General features: G+C 65.5%; 18 protein-coding genes. 4 read left to right on the forward strand and 14 right to left on the reverse strand.

What is annotated here, in order from left to right; all coding sequences use genetic code 11:
• Window positions 1-57 precede the first annotated feature (57 nt).
• The 4 genes from ACZ48C_RS09305 to ACZ48C_RS09320 form a co-directional block, all read right to left on the reverse strand.
• The gene (locus ACZ48C_RS09305; RefSeq protein WP_464780927.1) at window positions 58-417 is read right to left on the reverse strand and encodes a nitrile hydratase accessory protein; all 360 of its coding nucleotides are present in this window, start codon (window positions 415-417) and stop codon (window positions 58-60) included.
• Window positions 404-1,063, reverse strand: a complete 660-nt coding sequence (gene nthB, locus ACZ48C_RS09310) for a nitrile hydratase subunit beta (protein ID WP_464780928.1) — start codon at window positions 1,061-1,063, stop codon at window positions 404-406. The genes ACZ48C_RS09305 and nthB overlap by 14 nt, the downstream gene beginning before the upstream one ends.
• Window positions 1,060-1,635, reverse strand: coding sequence for a nitrile hydratase subunit alpha (gene nthA, locus ACZ48C_RS09315; protein ID WP_464782799.1), 576 nt, complete (start codon window positions 1,633-1,635; stop codon window positions 1,060-1,062). Before nthA ends, nthB begins: the two co-directional genes overlap by 4 nt.
• Before the next feature lie 92 nt (window positions 1,636-1,727).
• On the reverse strand, window positions 1,728-2,321 hold the full coding sequence (locus ACZ48C_RS09320) for a LysE family translocator (protein ID WP_464780929.1): 594 nt from the start codon (window positions 2,319-2,321) through the stop codon (window positions 1,728-1,730).
• 120 nt (window positions 2,322-2,441) lie between these two features.
• Between ACZ48C_RS09320 and ACZ48C_RS09325 the strand changes: the two genes are divergently transcribed.
• The gene (locus ACZ48C_RS09325) at window positions 2,442-3,287 is read left to right on the forward strand and encodes an aldo/keto reductase (RefSeq protein WP_464780930.1); all 846 of its coding nucleotides are present in this window, start codon (window positions 2,442-2,444) and stop codon (window positions 3,285-3,287) included.
• Between the two features lie 72 nt (window positions 3,288-3,359).
• On the opposite strand, the gene ilvN is transcribed toward ACZ48C_RS09325, so the two are convergent.
• Both ilvN and ACZ48C_RS09335 read right to left on the reverse strand, forming a co-directional pair.
• Window positions 3,360-3,932 (reverse strand): acetolactate synthase small subunit, encoded by a 573-nt coding sequence (gene ilvN, locus ACZ48C_RS09330; protein WP_119256055.1) that lies wholly within the window; start codon window positions 3,930-3,932, stop codon window positions 3,360-3,362.
• Between the two features lie 17 nt (window positions 3,933-3,949).
• On the reverse strand, window positions 3,950-5,728 hold the full coding sequence (locus ACZ48C_RS09335) for an acetolactate synthase 3 large subunit (protein ID WP_464780931.1): 1,779 nt from the start codon (window positions 5,726-5,728) through the stop codon (window positions 3,950-3,952).
• A gap of 341 nt (window positions 5,729-6,069) precedes the next feature.
• Here ACZ48C_RS09335 and ACZ48C_RS09340 point away from each other — a divergent pair, with 341 nt between their 5' ends.
• Window positions 6,070-8,124, forward strand: a complete 2,055-nt coding sequence (locus tag ACZ48C_RS09340) for an ATP-binding protein (RefSeq protein WP_464780932.1) — start codon at window positions 6,070-6,072, stop codon at window positions 8,122-8,124.
• Here the strand turns inward: ACZ48C_RS09340 and miaA are convergent.
• Entirely contained in the window at window positions 8,114-9,025 is a 912-nt protein-coding gene (gene miaA, locus ACZ48C_RS09345) for a tRNA (adenosine(37)-N6)-dimethylallyltransferase MiaA (protein ID WP_464780933.1), read from the reverse strand. The two genes, ACZ48C_RS09340 and miaA, sit on opposite strands and share 11 nt — an antisense overlap.
• Between miaA and serB the strand changes: the two genes are divergently transcribed.
• Window positions 9,024-9,914: a phosphoserine phosphatase SerB gene (serB, locus tag ACZ48C_RS09350; protein WP_464780934.1), complete on the forward strand. Its 891-nt coding sequence runs from the start codon at window positions 9,024-9,026 to the stop codon at window positions 9,912-9,914. The two genes, miaA and serB, sit on opposite strands and share 2 nt — an antisense overlap.
• Window positions 9,914-10,483, forward strand: a complete 570-nt coding sequence (locus ACZ48C_RS09355) for a GNAT family N-acetyltransferase (RefSeq protein WP_464780935.1) — start codon at window positions 9,914-9,916, stop codon at window positions 10,481-10,483. Before serB ends, ACZ48C_RS09355 begins: the two co-directional genes overlap by 1 nt.
• 136 nt (window positions 10,484-10,619) lie before the next feature.
• Here ACZ48C_RS09355 and ACZ48C_RS09360 read toward each other — a convergent pair whose 3' ends face one another.
• The 7 genes from ACZ48C_RS09360 to ACZ48C_RS09390 form a co-directional block, all read right to left on the reverse strand.
• A complete protein-coding gene (locus ACZ48C_RS09360; RefSeq protein ID WP_318909297.1) occupies window positions 10,620-12,140 on the reverse strand; it encodes a Do family serine endopeptidase in 1,521 nt (506 codons plus the stop codon).
• Between the two features lie 127 nt (window positions 12,141-12,267).
• A complete protein-coding gene (locus tag ACZ48C_RS09365) occupies window positions 12,268-12,456 on the reverse strand; it encodes a DUF2065 domain-containing protein (RefSeq protein WP_313192813.1) in 189 nt (62 codons plus the stop codon).
• Window positions 12,457-12,466: 10 nt separating this feature from the next.
• Window positions 12,467-13,408: a protease modulator HflC gene (gene hflC / locus ACZ48C_RS09370; protein ID WP_119256048.1), complete on the reverse strand. Its 942-nt coding sequence runs from the start codon at window positions 13,406-13,408 to the stop codon at window positions 12,467-12,469.
• Entirely contained in the window at window positions 13,408-14,529 is a 1,122-nt protein-coding gene (gene hflK, locus ACZ48C_RS09375) for an FtsH protease activity modulator HflK (RefSeq protein WP_318909304.1), read from the reverse strand. Before hflK ends, hflC begins: the two co-directional genes overlap by 1 nt.
• A 197-nt stretch (window positions 14,530-14,726) precedes the next feature.
• Window positions 14,727-15,248 (reverse strand): dihydrofolate reductase, encoded by a 522-nt coding sequence (locus tag ACZ48C_RS09380; RefSeq protein ID WP_464780936.1) that lies wholly within the window; start codon window positions 15,246-15,248, stop codon window positions 14,727-14,729.
• Window positions 15,249-15,270: 22 nt separating this feature from the next.
• Window positions 15,271-16,065 carry a thymidylate synthase gene (locus ACZ48C_RS09385; RefSeq protein ID WP_464780937.1) on the reverse strand — a complete coding sequence of 265 codons (795 nt, stop codon included), beginning with the start codon at window positions 16,063-16,065 and terminating at the stop codon, window positions 15,271-15,273.
• A gap of 87 nt (window positions 16,066-16,152) precedes the next feature.
• Window positions 16,153-16,464 (reverse strand): DUF2853 family protein, encoded by a 312-nt coding sequence (locus ACZ48C_RS09390; RefSeq protein ID WP_119256044.1) that lies wholly within the window; start codon window positions 16,462-16,464, stop codon window positions 16,153-16,155.
• Between the last annotated feature and the right edge of the window lie 41 nt (window positions 16,465-16,505).

Genomic DNA, 16,505 nt, shown 5'->3' on the forward strand with positions numbered 1-16,505 from the left:
TTGCGTAGAAACAAAAGGATAGAGCATTTTCGCGATTCGAGGAAAAGCGGAAATGCTCTATCCGGGCGCGTTTTCGAGCAGGATGGGCTTGCCGTGCGGCGTCGCCTCGGCCGCGCGGGCCCAGCGATCCGAAAGCGCGGCCTGCTCCCCCTCGCTCGCAACGCCTCGCTCGGAAAGCAGCACGGACAGTGCCGCCACCCAGCAGTCGAAGTAATCCGCGCCATCGGCGGCGCGGCCCGGGCGGTGCACCTCGCGCGATAGCGCCTCCGCCCATTCCGCCCAGGTGAAGACACCCTGCTCGTGCAGGCGGACGGTCATGGCGAAGGCTTGTGCCTGCCACGGCTCGGCAAAGACCGGCTCGCCCTCGGCGGAGCGCGGCAGGCCGGGCGAATCGATCGGCGTCTCACACCGGCTCAAGATAGCTCTCCCAGGCATCGATCGAGACCGTCAGGCCGGGCTCGGCCCCCTCGCCCCAGATTTCCGCGCCGTCGAAGACGACGGTATAGACCCATTGCGGGTTCTCGCCCCTGCCGTGGGCGCTGTCGTCCGGAAAGACGAAGGAGCCCTGCACGGCCTCCACCACGCCCACCTTGTCGCGGGCGTAGCGCGGCAGGCGGGTATGCGTTGGCGGATTGAGGTTGCGGGTGCGCACGCGCGCGCCGGCGGCAAAGCGCGGCGCGGTGTCGAGCGGGCGGTCGCAGGGCCCGCCCCTAGCAAGCACCGCCGGCACCATCTCCGCCTTGAGCACGCGCTTCGGCTCCGCCCCCTTCTCCAGCATCCGCCCTTCGGCAAGCTCGGCGGCGCTGGCGAAGCCGTGCCGTTCAAGGAGCGTTTCCAGCGCGCGGATCCAGATCTCGTAATAGCTTGCCGAAAGGTAGGTGGCCGGCGGAATGCTTTCCCGCGCGTGGCGGCTCTCGTCGATGGTCCAGGCGCCGAAGGCGCCGCAGGAGAGCGTCACGCCGAGCGCCCGCTTTTCCCATTCGGCATGAAAATAGGGCTCGCCCGGCTCCGGCACGACGGGGCCGAAACCGTGCAGGCCGCCGAGATCGTGCGGCCCGTTCATGGCCGCGCCTCCAGCGGCAGCGCCAGCCCCGTGCCGATCATCGAATCGCGCGTGACGAGATCGGCCAGCGCCTCCTGGTCGAGCCCTTCCGTGCCGGCCGGCCGCTCGGGCACGACGAGATAGCGCAGCTCCGCGGTGGAATCCCAGACGCGGATTTTCCTGCCAGCCGGCAGCGCCACGCCGAATTCCTCCAGCACGCCGCGCGGGTCCATGACCGCGCGCGACCGGTAGGCCGGCGCCTTGTACCAGACGGGCGGCAGGCCGAGCACGGACCACGGATAGCAGGAGCAGAGCGTGCAGACGACGAGATTGTGCGTCCCGGCATCGTTGAACACCGCCCGCATATGCTCGCCCTGCCGGCCGGTATAGCCGAGGCTGGCAATGGCCGCCGTGGCGTCCCGCCTCAGCCAGTCGGCAAAGTCCGGCTCCGCCCAGGCCTTGGCGACGACGCGCGCGCCGTTGCGCGGGCCGATCTTCGTCTCGTAGGTCTCGACGATGACGTCGATGGCCTTGGGATCGACCAGCCCCTTCTGCGTCAGGATGGTCTCCAGCGCACGCACGCGCGCCTCCATCGGCGAGAAATGGTTGTCGTGATGGTGATGGTCGTCGTGATCGTGGTCGTGCGACACGGCAGTCCCTCCGGCTTTGCCCCGACCTTATGCCGTCAGCGCAGCATCGGCCAGAGGCTTGCGACAAGCAGGAGCGCCATGGTGATATTGAACCATTTCAGCCGCACCGGATCGGACAACCACTGGCGCAGCGCCGAGCCGAAGCCGGCCCAGGTGGAAACGCTCGGGAAATTGACGATGGCGAAGGCAAGGCCGACGACGAGCACGCTCATCGTGTAGTTCGCGGCATTCGTATAGGTCGCCATGGCGGAGACGGCCATGACCCAGGCCTTGGGATTGACCCACTGGAAGGCGGCGGCCTCGAGGAAGCTCATCGGCCGGGTCGCGTCCGTGCTCTCGCCGAGGCTGCGCGAGGTGCCGATCTTCCAGGCGATCCAGACGAGGTAGGCCCCGCCGGCGAATTTCAGCACCGTATAGACGAGCGGCACCGTCTCCAGCAGCGCGCCGAGGCCGAAGCCGACGGCCAGCAGCAGCACGAGGAACCCGACGCCGATGCCGCACATATGCGGGATTGTCCGGACGAAGCCGAAGTTCACGCCCGAGGCGAAGAGCATCATGTTGTTTGGACCGGGGGTGATGGAGGTCGTGAAGGCGAAGACGAGCAGCGCCAGAAAGATTTCGATCTGCATGGCAGACTCTTGTGATCCGGATTGTTTTTTCCGATTGATAGTCCATCTCTTGGTGACGGCCAGCCAATTCTTGTCATTGGGACAATTCCGGATGGCGGCCCATTGTTCGCGGAGCGCAAGATGAAAGCGGAACTACCGGCAGTTACCCTCCCCGGCGGCCGGCAGGTGCCGGCGCTCGGCCTCGGCACCTGGCACATGGGGGAAGGCGACGCCTCCCGCGCCGAGGAGGCGGCAAGCCTTCGGGCAGGGCTCGACCTCGGCATGACGGTGATCGACACGGCGGAAATGTATGCCGACGGCGGGGCCGAAGAGGTGGTCGGCGACGCGATCGGCGGCCGGCGCGACGAGGTCTTCCTCGTCAGCAAGGTGCTGCCCTACAATGCCAGCCGCGCCGGCACCGTCGCGGCCTGCGAGGCGAGCCTCAGGCGGCTCGGCACAGACCATATCGACCTTTATCTCCTTCACTGGCGCGGCCGCCATCCGCTGGCGGAGACGGTCGAGGCCTTCGAGGGGCTGAAGGCCGCGGGCAAGATCGGCGCCTGGGGCGTTTCCAATTTCGACGAACCGGACATGAGGGAGCTGCTCGGCGCCGCCGAGCCGGCCCGGCCCGCCGCCAACCAGATCCTCTACAATCTCGCCCGCCGCGGCATCGAATACGATCTCCTGCGCTGGAGCCAGGTGCAGGGCATCCCGCTCATGGCCTATTCGCCGCTCGACGAGGGCCGGCTCATCGGCCACCCCGCACTGGAGGAGATCGGCCGCATTCACAGTGCGACCAGCGCCCAGGTCGCCCTCGCCTTCCTGCTGACGCGGGCGAATGTCATCGCCATCCCGAAGTCCGGCTCGCCGGAACGGGTGCGCGAGAATTTCAAGGCCTCCGAGATCCGCCTGACCTCGGAAGATCTCCGCCTCCTCGACGAAGCCTTCCCGCCCCCGACGCGCAAGCGGCCGCTGGAGATGATATGAAACGAAAAAGGGCTTTCCGCCAAGACGGAAAGCCCTTCGTTTTTTCAGTCACTTTTGCCGTCTTTCGACAGCTCACATCCCCTGCGGGCCGCGGTTCATCGCGGCGATGCCGGTGCGGCAGACTTCCACGAGGCCAAGCGGCTTCATGATCGCCACGAACTGGTCGATCTTGGAGGACTTGCCGGTGATCTCCAGGATGAAATGCTCCGTCGTCGCATCGACGACCTTGGCATGGAAGGCATCGGCAAGGCGCAGCGTCTCCTGACGCATCTCGCCGGAACCGACGACCTTCACCAGCGCCACTTCGCGCTCGATGGGACGCTCCTGGCCGAGCACCTTGGCGCGGACGGTAAGGTCGACCACGCGGTGGACCGGCACGATGCGCTCGAGCTGCGACTTGATCTGCTCCAGCACGCCCGGCGTGCCGCGCGTGACGATGGTGATGCGCGAAAGATGCGCCTCGTGCTCGGTCTCGGAAACCGTCAGGCTCTCGATATTGTAGCCGCGGCCGGAGAACAGGCCGATGACGCGGGCAAGGACGCCCGGCTCGTTGTCGACGAGCACCGAGAGCGTATGGCTCTCCGCGACCTGCGTTTCCTTGGCGATGAAATAGGCGGAGCCCGTGGGCTGAAGGTGTGCGTTCATGGTTCTCTACCTTTTCATCAAACGAGCTGGCGGCCCTTGGCGTCGATCGCATTGGCGACCGCTTCGTCCGTGGCCTCGTCGGGCAGCAGCATTTCGTTATGCGCCTTGCCCGAGGGGATCATCGGGAAGCAGTTCGCAAGATTGGCAACGCGGCAGTCGAAGATGACCGGGTGCTTGACGTCGATCATCTCCTGGATGGCCGCGTCGAGATCGGCCGGCTTGTCGCAGGCGATGCCGACGCCGCCATAGGCCTCCGCCAGCTTGACGAAATCGGGCATGGCTTCCGTATAGGAATTCGACAGGCGGTTGCCGTGCAGCAGCTGCTGCCACTGGCGCACCATGCCCATGTACTGGTTGTTCAGGATGAAGATCTTGACCGGCAGGTTATACTGCACGGCGCAGCTCATTTCCTGGATGCACATCTGGATCGAGGCGTCGCCGGCAATGTCGATGACGAGGCTGTCGCGATGCGCGACCTGCACGCCGATGGCCGCCGGGAAGCCGTAGCCCATCGTGCCGAGGCCCCCCGAGGTCATCCAGCGGTTCGGCTGCTCGAAGCCATAGAACTGCGCCGCCCACATCTGGTGCTGGCCGACTTCCGTCGTGATGTAGGTGTCGCGGTCCTTGGTCAGCTCGTAGAGCCGCTGGATCGCATATTGCGGCATGATGACGTCGGGGCTCGGCGTATAGGCAAACGAGTTGCGCGCCCGCCACTTGGCAATCGACGTCCACCAGTCGGCCTGAACCGCCTTGTCGTAGTCCTTCGCGCTTGCCCGCCACTGGCGGACCATGTCCTCGAGGACGTTGCCGACATCGCCCAGGATCGGAACATCGACGCGGACGTTCTTGTTGAACGAGGACGGGTCGATGTCGATGTGAATCTTCTTCGAGTTCGGCGAGAAGGCGTTGAGGCGGCCGGTGATGCGGTCGTCGAAACGCGCGCCGATGCAGACCATGACGTCGCAATCATGCATCGCCATGTTCGCCTCGTAGGAGCCGTGCATGCCCAGCATGCCCAGCCAGTTCTTGCCGGAGGCCGGATAGGCGCCGAGGCCCATCAGCGTGGAGGTGATCGGGAAGCCGGTGATCTCGACCAGCTCGCGCAAGAGGCGCGAGGCTTCCGGACCGGAATTCACGACGCCGCCGCCGGAATAGATGATCGGTCGGCGGGCGGACTTCATCAGGCTGACGGCAGCCGCGATCTGGTTGGCGTCGCCCTGAACCTTCGGCTGGTAGCTCTTCTGGATGGGCGCGTCGGACGGCGGCGTATAGGTGCCGGTCGCGAACTGGACGTCCTTCGGGATATCGACGACGACGGGACCCGGACGGCCGGACTGCGCGACGCGGAACGCCTCATGGATGATGCGGGCGAGATCGTTGACGTCCTTGACCAGCCAGTTGTGCTTGGTGCAGGGGCGCGTGATGCCGACCGTGTCGCATTCCTGGAAGGCGTCCGATCCGATGAGCGTGGTCGGAACCTGGCCGGTGAGGCAGACCAGCGGGATGGAATCCATCAGGGCGTCCTGCAGCGGCGTGACGGCATTGGTCGCGCCGGGGCCGGAGGTGACGAGCATGACGCCGACCTTGCCGGTGGAGCGGGCATAGCCTTCGGCCATGTGGCCGGCGCCCTGCTCGTGGCGGACGAGGATGTGCTCGATGTCTTCCTGCTGGAAGATCTCGTCATAGATCGGCAGGACGGCGCCGCCCGGATAGCCGAAGATATGTTCAACGCCGTTGTCTTTCAGGGCCTGCAAGACAATTTCGGCGCCCGTCATCTGGTTTTCTGTTCCGCTCATCGGATTTCCGTCCGTCTCTTTTCGCATTTCGGGTGATTATCGAATTTCTGGGCATAAAAAAAGGCCCCTGGAGGAGCCTGCTTACCGCGCATGGGTGCTTTCGCCGGGTGGTTACACCACCCTGCCCATGCGCCTTCCCACCACAAGAATGATAGCCGTCAGATTTTTCATGGGGCGGATTGTTAGACACAAAGCAAAGGCGCGTCAACGCCTTTTGGTTCGTTTCGCTACGGCACGCCCTCCATCCCGGCTGCAAAGACCCGCAAACGGCCGCCTCAACCCGAAACGTCTTATTAAGCGGCATTCGCTAGGCTGGCGGTTGGTGGCAAGGAGCGCCGGGCGTGCTGAACAATGATTTCCAGACCTCTCTGACGGCGGGCGAGCAGGATCGCCGCGACGGGCTGGCGCCTGGAAACCGCCTGCTCGGCCGCGTCGTCGCCTGCAACGGCTCGCGCGCCACGATCAGCGCCGTGGCCGAGGGCGGCGAGACGGCGCTGACGGAATTGTGGTCCGTCGGACGCCTCATCTCCATTTCCGTCGGCCGCAACCGCGTCGTCGCCCTTGTCTATTCCATGGCCGCCGACCAGCAGAACTGGATCGACAACCGCGACACGGTATTTCGCATCGAGGTCGAGCTTCTGGGCGAGGTGAATGTCAGCGCGGACGGCCGGGAGGAATTCTCCGCCGGCATCACCGACTATCCTTATCTCGGCGCCATCGCGCACCGCATCCGCGCCTCCGACCTTGCCAAGGTCTACGACACCGGCAAGAACGATGTCTGCGTCATCGGCAAGCTGACGCAGGACGAGAGCCTCGATGCGACGATCCACGTGCCTTCCATGCTGGAAAAGCATTTCGCCATCGTCGGCACCACCGGCGTCGGCAAGTCCACCTCCGTGACGCTGCTCTTGCACAAGGCGATCCAGGCAGACCCAAGCCTGCGCGTCCTGATCCTCGATCCGCACAACGAATTCGCCTCCGCCTTCGGCGACCTTGCCGTCGTCATCGATACCGACACGCTGGACCTGCCCTTCTGGCTGTTCCGGCTGGAGGAACTGGCCGAGGTGATCTTCCGCGGCCGCCCGCCGGTGCCGGAGGAGATGGATATCCTGCGCGACCTCATTCCCGAGGCCAAGCGCGCCTTCCGCGGCTCGAACGAGAGCGGCGTGATGCGCCGCGCCAGCGAGAAGAGCTCGATCACCGCCGATACGCCGGTGCCCTTCCGCATCGCCGACCTGCTGGCGCTCGTCGACGAGCGTATCGGCCGCCTCGAAGGCCGGGCGGAGAAGCCGCACCTGCGCTCGCTCAAGGTCAAGATCATGTCGGCGATCAACGACCCGCGCTACCATTTCATGTTCTCCTCGAACACGATCACCGACACGATCCTCGACACCATCGCCCGCATCTTCCGCATTCCCGGCGAAGGCAAGCCGGTGACGACCTTCCAGCTCGCCGGAATCCCGTCGGAAGTGGTCAATTCCGTCGCCTCGGTGCTTTGCCGCATGGCCTTCGAGATCGGCCTGTGGAGCAATGGCGGCGTGCACATGCTGGTCGTCTGCGAGGAAGCGCACCGCTACGTGCCGGCCGATCCGAGGCTCGGCTTCGCACCGACGCGCCAGGCCATCGCCCGCATCGCCAAGGAAGGCCGCAAATACGGCGTGTCGCTCGGCATCATCACCCAGCGCCCCGGCGAACTCGACCCGACCATCCTTTCCCAGTGCTCGACGATCTTCGCCATGCGCCTTGCCAACGAGCACGACCAGGAGATCATTCGCTCGGCGATCCCCAATTCCTCGTCCTCGACGACGAGCTTCATTTCCTCCATCGGCAACGGTGAGGCCATCGCCTTCGGCGAGGCCGTGGCGGTGCCGATGCGCATGCGCTTTTCCCGCGTGGAATCGAACCGCCTGCCGAAGGCCGGCAGCTCCGGCGTGAAGACCAGCGAGGACACCCCGCAAAGCGTCGACCTCCGATCGATCGTCGCCCGCATGCGCGCGGTCTCCGGCCCGGACATCTCCAATTTCCAGAATGCCTATCTCGCCTCGCAGGGCCAGGGCGCGACATTGCCGACCGGCTACGAAGACGCGCCCTACGAGGACGAGGAAGACTATATCGAGACGCTCCAGGCCGCGGCGCCCGCCCGCCCGGCCGCCGCGCCGCCGCCCGAGCCCTATCGGCCCGACATGCTCCCCGGCGCGGGCAGCGTCTACGAGCCCTCGCCGCAGGAGCGGTTCGACGCCATCCGCCGGGAACTGGCCGAGCCGCAACGCCCCGCCGCCGATCCCTATCGCCAGCCGCAGCGCCCCGCCTTCGGCGAGCAGCAGGAGCCGCGCCGCGAGGGCTCCATCCGCGAACAGCTCCTCAAGAAGCCGCTCAGCAGCCTGATCAGGCGCTAGAGGCCAACGGATCGATCCTCCGCCAGCTCTCGTCGAGCTGGTTACGGAACCAGGTCATCTGGCGCTTGGCATATTGCCGTGTCGCCGCCGCGCCGCGCTCGATGACCTGCGCCTCGCTCATATCGCCGGCCAGCATGGCCGCGATCTGCGGCACGCCGATCGCCTTCATCACCGGCATGGCGGGCGAAAGCTCCAGCGCCAGCAGCGCCTTCACCTCCTTCACCGCCCCCGTTTTCAGCATCTCGGCGAAGCGCCGATCGATGCGGGCGGCAAGCACCGCGCGGTCCGGCAGAACGACGATCTTTTCCGCCCGCGCGGCATCGATCACCGCCGGCCCCGCCGCCGCCTGGAAATGCGCGATCGACCGGCCGGTCGTCTCCAGCACTTCGAGCGCCCGCAGGATGCGCTGCCCGTCCCCCGGCATGAGGCGCCGGGCCGTTTCCCCGTCGCGCTCCGTCAATTCCTTGTGCAGCGCCTCAGATCCTTCCGCCGCAAGCCGGGCGCGCAGGCGCTCGCGCACGTCATCGGAAATGACCGGCATGTCGGAAAGGCCGCCGGTGAGCGCGCGGAAATAAAGGCCCGTGCCGCCGACGAAGACGGGAAGCTTTCCCCGCTCCCGCAATTCGCCGACAAGGGCCGTCGCCTCGCGCAGCCAGTCGCCGGTGGAATAGGCCGCGCCCGCCGGCACATGGCCGTAGAGCCGGTGCTCGATGCCGCCCATGTCCTCCGGCTGCGGGCGGGCCGTCAGCACGTTCAGCGTGTCGTAGACCTGCATGCTGTCCGCATTGACCACGACGCCGCCATGCTCGGCCGCCAGCCGCACGGCAAGCGCGGACTTGCCGCTCGCCGTCGGGCCCGTTATCAGGATCGCGTCCCGCATTCGATCAAGGTTTCTCATCATGGCTTTCGTTGCCACGCTTGTCGCCAATCCGTCAAATCCTGTTCTGACGCCCGCCATCGCCGAAAAGGCCGCCGACGCGGTCAAGGCATCCGGCCTCTACTGGCTCGCCGACGGCATCGCCTGCGATATCGCGCTGCGCGACGACAGCGACATCCACGCCGCCCGCGACGCGATCCTCGCGGTCATCGCCGGCGCGCCCATCGACCTTGCCGTGCAGGAAGCCGAGACGCGGCGCAAGAAGCTGCTGATCGCCGACATGGATTCGACCATGATCGGCCAGGAATGCATCGACGAACTGGCGGCGGAAGTCGGCCTGAAGGACAAGGTCGCCGCCATCACCGCCCGGGCCATGAACGGCGAAATCGCCTTCGAGCCCGCCCTTCGCGAGCGCGTCGCGCTGCTGAAGGGCCTGCCGGTCTCCGTCATCGGCGAGGTGATCGAAAAGCGCATCACGCTGACGCCCGGCGGGCGCGAACTCATCGCGACCATGAAGGCGAAGGGCTATTACACCGCCCTCGTCTCCGGCGGCTTCACCGTCTTCACCAGCCGCATCGCCGAAACGCTCGGCTTCGACGAGAACCGCGCCAACATCCTGCTCGACGCCGACGGCAGGCTCACGGGCGAGGTCGCCGAGCCGATCCTCGGCAAGCAGGCCAAGGTGGATGCGCTGGTCGACATTTCCGCGCGCCTCGGCATCTCGCCCGAGGAGGCCATGGCCGTCGGCGACGGGGCCAACGACCTCGGCATGCTGCACCTTTCCGGCGCCGGCGTCGCCCTGCACGCCAAGCCCGCCGTCGCGGCGGAAGCGAAGATCCGCATCGACCACGGCGACCTCACCGCCCTTCTTTATCTGCAGGGCTACCGCAAATCGGACTTCATGACAGGTTGATGATCATCACCACGACGACGCGCCTTACCCTGCGCAACTGGGAGGAGAAGGATCGGGAGCTCTTTCACGAGATCAATTCCGATCCCGTCGTCATGGAATTCTTCCCCTTCCTGCGCACGCGCGCCCAGTCCGACGAGCTCTTCGAGCGCCTTCGCGACATCATCGCGCAAACCGGCCTCGGCTTCTTCGCGCTTGCCGACCGCATGACGGATGAAGCCATCGGCTTTTGCGGCCTCTCGCGCCTGACGGATCGGCTGGAGCCCTTCGTGCCCGCCGGTGCAGTCGAGATCGGCTGGCGCCTCGCCCGGCGCCACTGGGGCAAGGGCTACGTCACCGAAGCAGCCGAAAGGCTCCTGGAGTTCGGCTTCGAGGATAAGGGCCTCGAGGAGATCGTTTCCTTTGCCGTGGCAGGCAACACACGCTCCATCGCGGTCATGAAGCGCATCGGCATGGTGGCCGCACCGGATCGCGATTTCGACATGCCCGGAATCGAGGACGAACGCGCGGAGCTTCGCCGGCATGTGCTCTATACGCTCGACCGCGCCACCTGGCAGAAGAAAAACCGCTGACGAGGGACAGGGTATAGGATGGCGGCAGCGCCCGGAGCGAGGGTGACGAGAAAAGGCCGCTGAAGCAAAGCTTGCAGCGGCCTGAATCTCTTTCTCGAAAATTGATGCCAAACCCCTGACGGGACTCGGCTTTCCGTCAGTCGATGCGCACGGTGATGTAGCGCAGCGCGCCGGTGCGGTTGGAGACCATCATCAGCACGTTGCGCCGGTCCTCCGATTTCAGCTTGGCGACACGGCTCTTGACCTCTTCCGCCGTCGTGACGGCCTCCTGGCCGACCTCGACGATCACGTCGCCCGGCACGATGCCGCGCTCGGCGGCGGCCGAGCCCGGTGCGACCTCGGTGATCACCACACCCTTGACGCTTTCGACGATGTTGAAAGTCTTGCGCGCATCCTCGTCGAGTTCGCCGATGCCCATGCCGAGAACGGTCTCGATGTTCTTCGGCAGCGCCTGCTCCTCGGTATCGGGGGCCGTTCCCTCCTCGGTCGTGCCCTCGTCCGGCGTCGCCTCGTCGGCGGGATCCGCCTGCTTTTCCCCGTCTTCCAGGCGGCCGAGCGTGATCTTGACGGTCATCTCCTTGCCGCCGCGCAGAAGCACGACGTCGACCGCCTTGCCCACCGGGCTTTCGGCGACGACGCGCGGCAGGTCGCGCATCTCGTGCACGTCCTTGCCGTCGAAGCGGACGATGACGTCGCCCGTCATGATCGAGCCGTTGTCGACCGGCCCGCCCTTGATGACGCCCGCGACCAGCGCCCCCTTGGTCTCCGTCATGCCGAGGCTTTCGGCAATGTCGTCGGTGACCGGCTGGATGCGCACGCCGAGCCAGCCGCGGCGCGTCTCGCCGTAGTCGCGAAGCTGGAGGAAGATATTCTCGGCAAGCTCCGTCGGCACGGAGAAGCCGATGCCGATCGACCCGCCCGACGGCGAGATGATCGCCGTGTTGATGCCGATGACCTCGCCCTTCATGTTGAACAGCGGGCCGCCGGAATTGCCGCGGTTGATGGCGGCGTCCGTCTGGATGAAGTTGTCGTAGGGGCCGGCATTGATGTTGCGGCCGCGCGCGGAAATGATGCCGACGGTCACCGAGCCGCCGAGGCCGAACGGATTGCCGATCGCCATCACCCAGTCGCCGATGCGCATGGTGCGGGAATCACCGAAGGGCACGGCCTTCAACGGCGCTTTCGGCTCCACCTTGAGGAGCGCAAGGTCGGTCTTCGGGTCCGTGCCGACCAGCTTGGCCTTCAGCTTGGAACCGTTGGCGAAGTTCACCTCGATGTCGTCGGCGCCCTCGATGACGTGGTTGTTGGTGGCGATGAAGCCCTTGGGGTCGATCACGAAGCCGGACCCCAGCGAATTGACCGTCTGGGGCTGGTTCGAGCCGTCCTCGCCCTTGAAGAAATCGTCGAAGAAATCCTGGAAGGGCGAGCCTTCCGGCACCTGCGGGATGGGCGCCTTGTCGTCGCTCTTGACGTTCTGCGAGGTGGAGATGTTGACCACCGCGTCGAGCAGGCCCTCGGCGAGGTCGGCGACGGATTCGGGGCCTGCGGGCTTCACCTCGGCCCTTGCCGGAACGGCGAGCGGCCCTGCGCCGAGCGAAAGGCTCACCGCGAGCGCGAGTGCCGCATGGGCTACGTTGGACCTGGTCTTCAAAGCCATGTTCGGCATCCTCTTTCGTCTGCTGGGTCGCGGCCAGTCTTTGCCCGCCATGAGGCGAAAATCAGTCGACCGCGATGATTTGCCGTCAAGTCTTGCCCGCATTGGCCACGGGCCGCAAGGGCGGGTTTCACGCCCCGCGGATGAACCATACCATCACGACGCCAAGCGCGACGGCGACGAGCCCGGAGGTGCGCAACTGGTTCTCCGGAATCTGCGGCAGCATTTGCGCCATGCGCCTCAAAACCGAAGGGGCCAGTGCGTACACCAGCCCCTCGATGATCAGGAAGAACGCGATCCCCGTCAGGAAATCGGACACGGAAGCGTTCTCAGTTTGCCGTGGAGGGCGTCGCCGCCGCGCCGTTGGTCGCGCCCGAGGCGGCCGCGGGCTTCTGGCCCGACGCATCCTCGAAGAAGCGGAAGAACTCCGAACGCGGCGACAGGACGAGCGTCGTGTCGGCCGAATTCATCGAGTTGCGGTAGGCGCTCATCGAGCGGTAGAACTCGAAGAAGTCCGGGTCCTGCGAGAAGGCTTCGCCGAAGACGCGGTTGCGCTCGCCCTCGCCCTCGCCTCGCAGGATTTCCGAATCGCGCTGGGCGGCCGCGACGAACTCGACGACCTGGCGGTCGGCGATGGCACGGCGGCGCTGGCCTTCCTCGTTACCGCGGGCGCGGATGAGCTCGGCTTCCGCAAGACGCTCGGCCTTCATGCGGTCGTAGGTCTGCTGCGAGACCTCCTGCGTGAGGTCGGTACGGCGGATGCGGACGTCGGAGATGGTAAGGCCGAGGTTCGAAGCGTCGTTCGTCAGCTCGCCGCGGACTTCGCGCATCATCGAGGCGCGCTCTTCCGACAGCGCGGATTCGAAGCCGCGCAGACCGTAGACCCGGCGCAGGGCCGCGTCGAGACGGGTACGCAGGCGCGCTTCCGCCGCTTCGCGGTCGCCCGAGACCGCTTCACGGAAGCGGCGTGCATCGGTGATCTTGTAGACCACGAAGGCATCGACCTCGTAGAACTTGCCGCCCGAGACCTGGACGCGGATATCGTCGAGGTCGAAGCGCAGCGCCTGGTCCTGGATGTACTGGACGCTGTCGGCGTCCATGAAGCCGAAGGGCAGCTTGAAATAGAGGCCGGGCTCCGTCTTGACGTCCTTGATCTGGCCGAAGCGCAGCACGATGGCCTGCTGCCGCTCGTTCACGACGAAGACGGACGAATAGGCGATGAAGAGAAGAACGCCGATGGCGATCAGGATTGCCGGTACGCGGTTACCCATCACTGCGTGCCTCCCGCCTGCTGCTGGCCGGTGGTCCGGCCGAGTTCGTTGAGGGGAAGGAACGGAACGACACCCTGTCCGCCCTGCTTCTCGTCGATGATGACCTTCTTGGAGCTCTTCATCACGCCTTCCATGGTTTCAAGGAAGAGACGCTTGCGCGTGACGTCGGGAGCGGCCTTGTACTGCTCGTAGACGGAGAGGAAGCGTGCCGCCTCACCTTCCGCTTCCTTGACGACGCGGTCCTTGTAGGCCGCCGCCTCTTCGCGGATCTGCGCGGACTGACCGCGGGCAAGACCGAGCTTCTGGTTGGCGTACTGGTTGGCTTCCTCGACGAAACGGTCTTCGTCCTGCTCGGCGCGCTGCACTTCGTCGAACGCATCGGCGACTTCGCGCGGCGGGGCCGCATCCTCGATGGCGACGGTGTTGATCGAGAGACCGGCGCCATAGGCGTCCATGGTCGCCTGGATGGTGGACTTCACGCCCTCGGCGATCGCCTGACGGTTGTCGCGGAAGATGTCCTGGGCCGGACGGCGGCCGACGACTTCACGCATCGCGCTTTCGGCGACCTGCTGCAGCGTCTCGGCCGGATATTCGAGGTTGAAGAGATAGGCCTGCGGGTCGGTGACCGAATAGAGCACCGAGAACTGGACGTTGACGATGTTCTGGTCGCCCGTCAGCATCAGGCCGGACTTGTCGGAATTCGCAGAGGCCGCGCGGCGGCCGATATTCTGCTGCTGCTCGGTGATCTTGACGAGCTCGACGGTCTCGAAGGGCCAGAAATGGAAATGCAGGCCCGGCATGGAGACTTCCTGCTTGGGCTTGCCGAAGCGCAGCTCGACGCCACGCTCGTCCGGCTGGACGGTATAGATGGCGTTCATCAGCCAGAAGACGCCGACGAGCAGCAGCGCGATAACGACGATGCCGCCGTTGAAGCCGCCGGGCATGACGTTCTTAAGCTGGTCCTGGCCACGCCGGATGATCTCCTCAAGGTCCGGCGGGCCGCCATTGCCGCCACCACCGCCGCCGCGGGGGCGGTTCGGTCCCTGCCCCCATGGCCCCTGATTGTTTCCGCCGCCGCCGCCCCAAGGGCCGCCGCCGCCATTCTGATTGCTCCAGGGCATCAATACCTCTTTCTTTGCATCCCCTTGGAGCGCTTCCGCGGATGCGGCAACGCTCCATCGTTTGTTCTAAGCATTTCGCAGATTGTTTCGCCGCGCAACGCTAGGTGAACCCGTTATAGGTATCCCTCGGGCACCTTTCAACAAATCCACGGCGCGTTGCGCGCCCGTGCGGCAAAATAGTTCGTGATCGGCGAAATTCAGGCGGTTTTCCGGCGCCGCCAGGTGACGAAGCGCATGGCGTGGCTGTCCTTCTCGCCCTGCGGAATGGGCTCCTCGACGACCTTGTCGAAAAGGCCGGGGTCGATATCCGGAAACCGCGTGTCGCCCTCGACCTCCGCCTCGACATAGGTGACGTGGAGGATATCGGCGCGGTCGAAGACCTGCGCATAGATCTGCCCGCCGCCGATGACGCAGATCTCGTCGACACCGAGCGCCTCGGCCGCGCGGCCCGCCGCCGCCAGTCCCGCGTCGAGCGAGGCGACCACCTCCGCGCCGGGCGCGGAAAAGGCCCTGTCGCGGGTGATGACGATATTCGGGCGCCCCGGCAGCGGCCGGCCGATCGAATCCCAGGTCCGGCGCCCCATCAGCACCGGCTTGCCGAGGGTCAGCGCCTTGAAGCGCTTGAGATCGGAAGGCAGCCGCCACGGCAGGTCGCCGTCGCGGCCGATCACGCCGTTTCTCGCAACGGCCACGACGAGAACGATCCTGGCTTCACTCATGCGGCTCGGGCTCTCCTGGAAATCAGACGGCAATGGGTGCCTTGATATTTGAATCGGCTTCGTAGCCGATCAGGGTGAAGTCCTCGAATTTGAAGGAGAAAAGATCCTTCAAATCGGGATTGATCTTCATGAAGGGCAAGGGCTTCGGCCGGCGCTTCATCTGCTCGCGCACCTGCTCGAAATGGTTGGAATAGATATGGGCATCGCCCAGCGTGTGCACGAAGTCGCCCGGCTGCAGCCCGCTCACCTGCGCCACCATCATGGTCAGCAGCGCATAGGAGGCGATGTTGAAGGGCACGCCGAGGAAAATGTCGGCGGAACGCTGGTAGAGCTGGCAGGAGAGCTTGCCGTCCGACACGTAGAACTGGAAGAGGCAATGGCAGGGCGGCAGCGCCATCTCGTCGACCAGCGCCGGGTTCCAGGCCGAGACGATGTGCCGGCGGGAATTCGGATTGTTGCGGATGCTGTCGAGGACGGCGACGATCTGGTCGAGATGCCGGCCGTCATGGGTCGGCCAGGAGCGCCATTGGTAGCCGTAGACCGGGCCGAGGTCGCCGTTGTCGTCGGCCCATTCGTCCCAGATGGTGACGCCGTTGTCGCGCAGATAGGCGATGTTCGTGTCGCCCTTCAGGAACCACAGCAGCTCGTGGATGATGGAGCGCAGGTGCAGCTTCTTGGTGGTCAGCACCGGGAAACCTTCGGAAAGGTCGAAGCGCATCTGGTGGCCGAAGACGCCGCGCGTACCCGTGCCGGTCCGGTCACCCCGGTCGGTGCCGTTTTCCATCACATGGGCGAGAAGGTCGAGATACTGCTGCATGGTCGCCGCCGATTCGTTGTCCAGCGTTCGATACTAGAGCCGAAGCGGCGGCGGCCAAAGGGAGAAATGGGATTTTCCCGGCTTTCCTCAGGCGAGCGCGCCGAGCTTTCCGAGTTCCTTGGCGGTGAGATAGTAGAAGGTCACGCGCGACTTGGAGCGGTCGTCGGCCATCGCCTTGCAGACGGCTTCGACGGCCTTGTCGGCGGCGTCGCCCGTGATGCCGAGCTTCTTGCCGCACCACTTTTCCTTTACGCGGTTGAGTTCTTCGGGGTCGGAGCAGGAGACGAGCGAGGAGTCGCGGTTGCGCAGGGCGATGCCCAGATGGCTCACGATCTTCTTGACGATGGCCTCGTCGGCACCGCTGTCATACTTGCGGACATCTGCGAGATAGTCGGTCATGGTGTCTCCTCTACGATCATTCGGCTGCCGCCGTCATGGGG

The sequence above is a fragment of the Shinella sp. 1A1 genome (genome assembly GCF_055379515.1).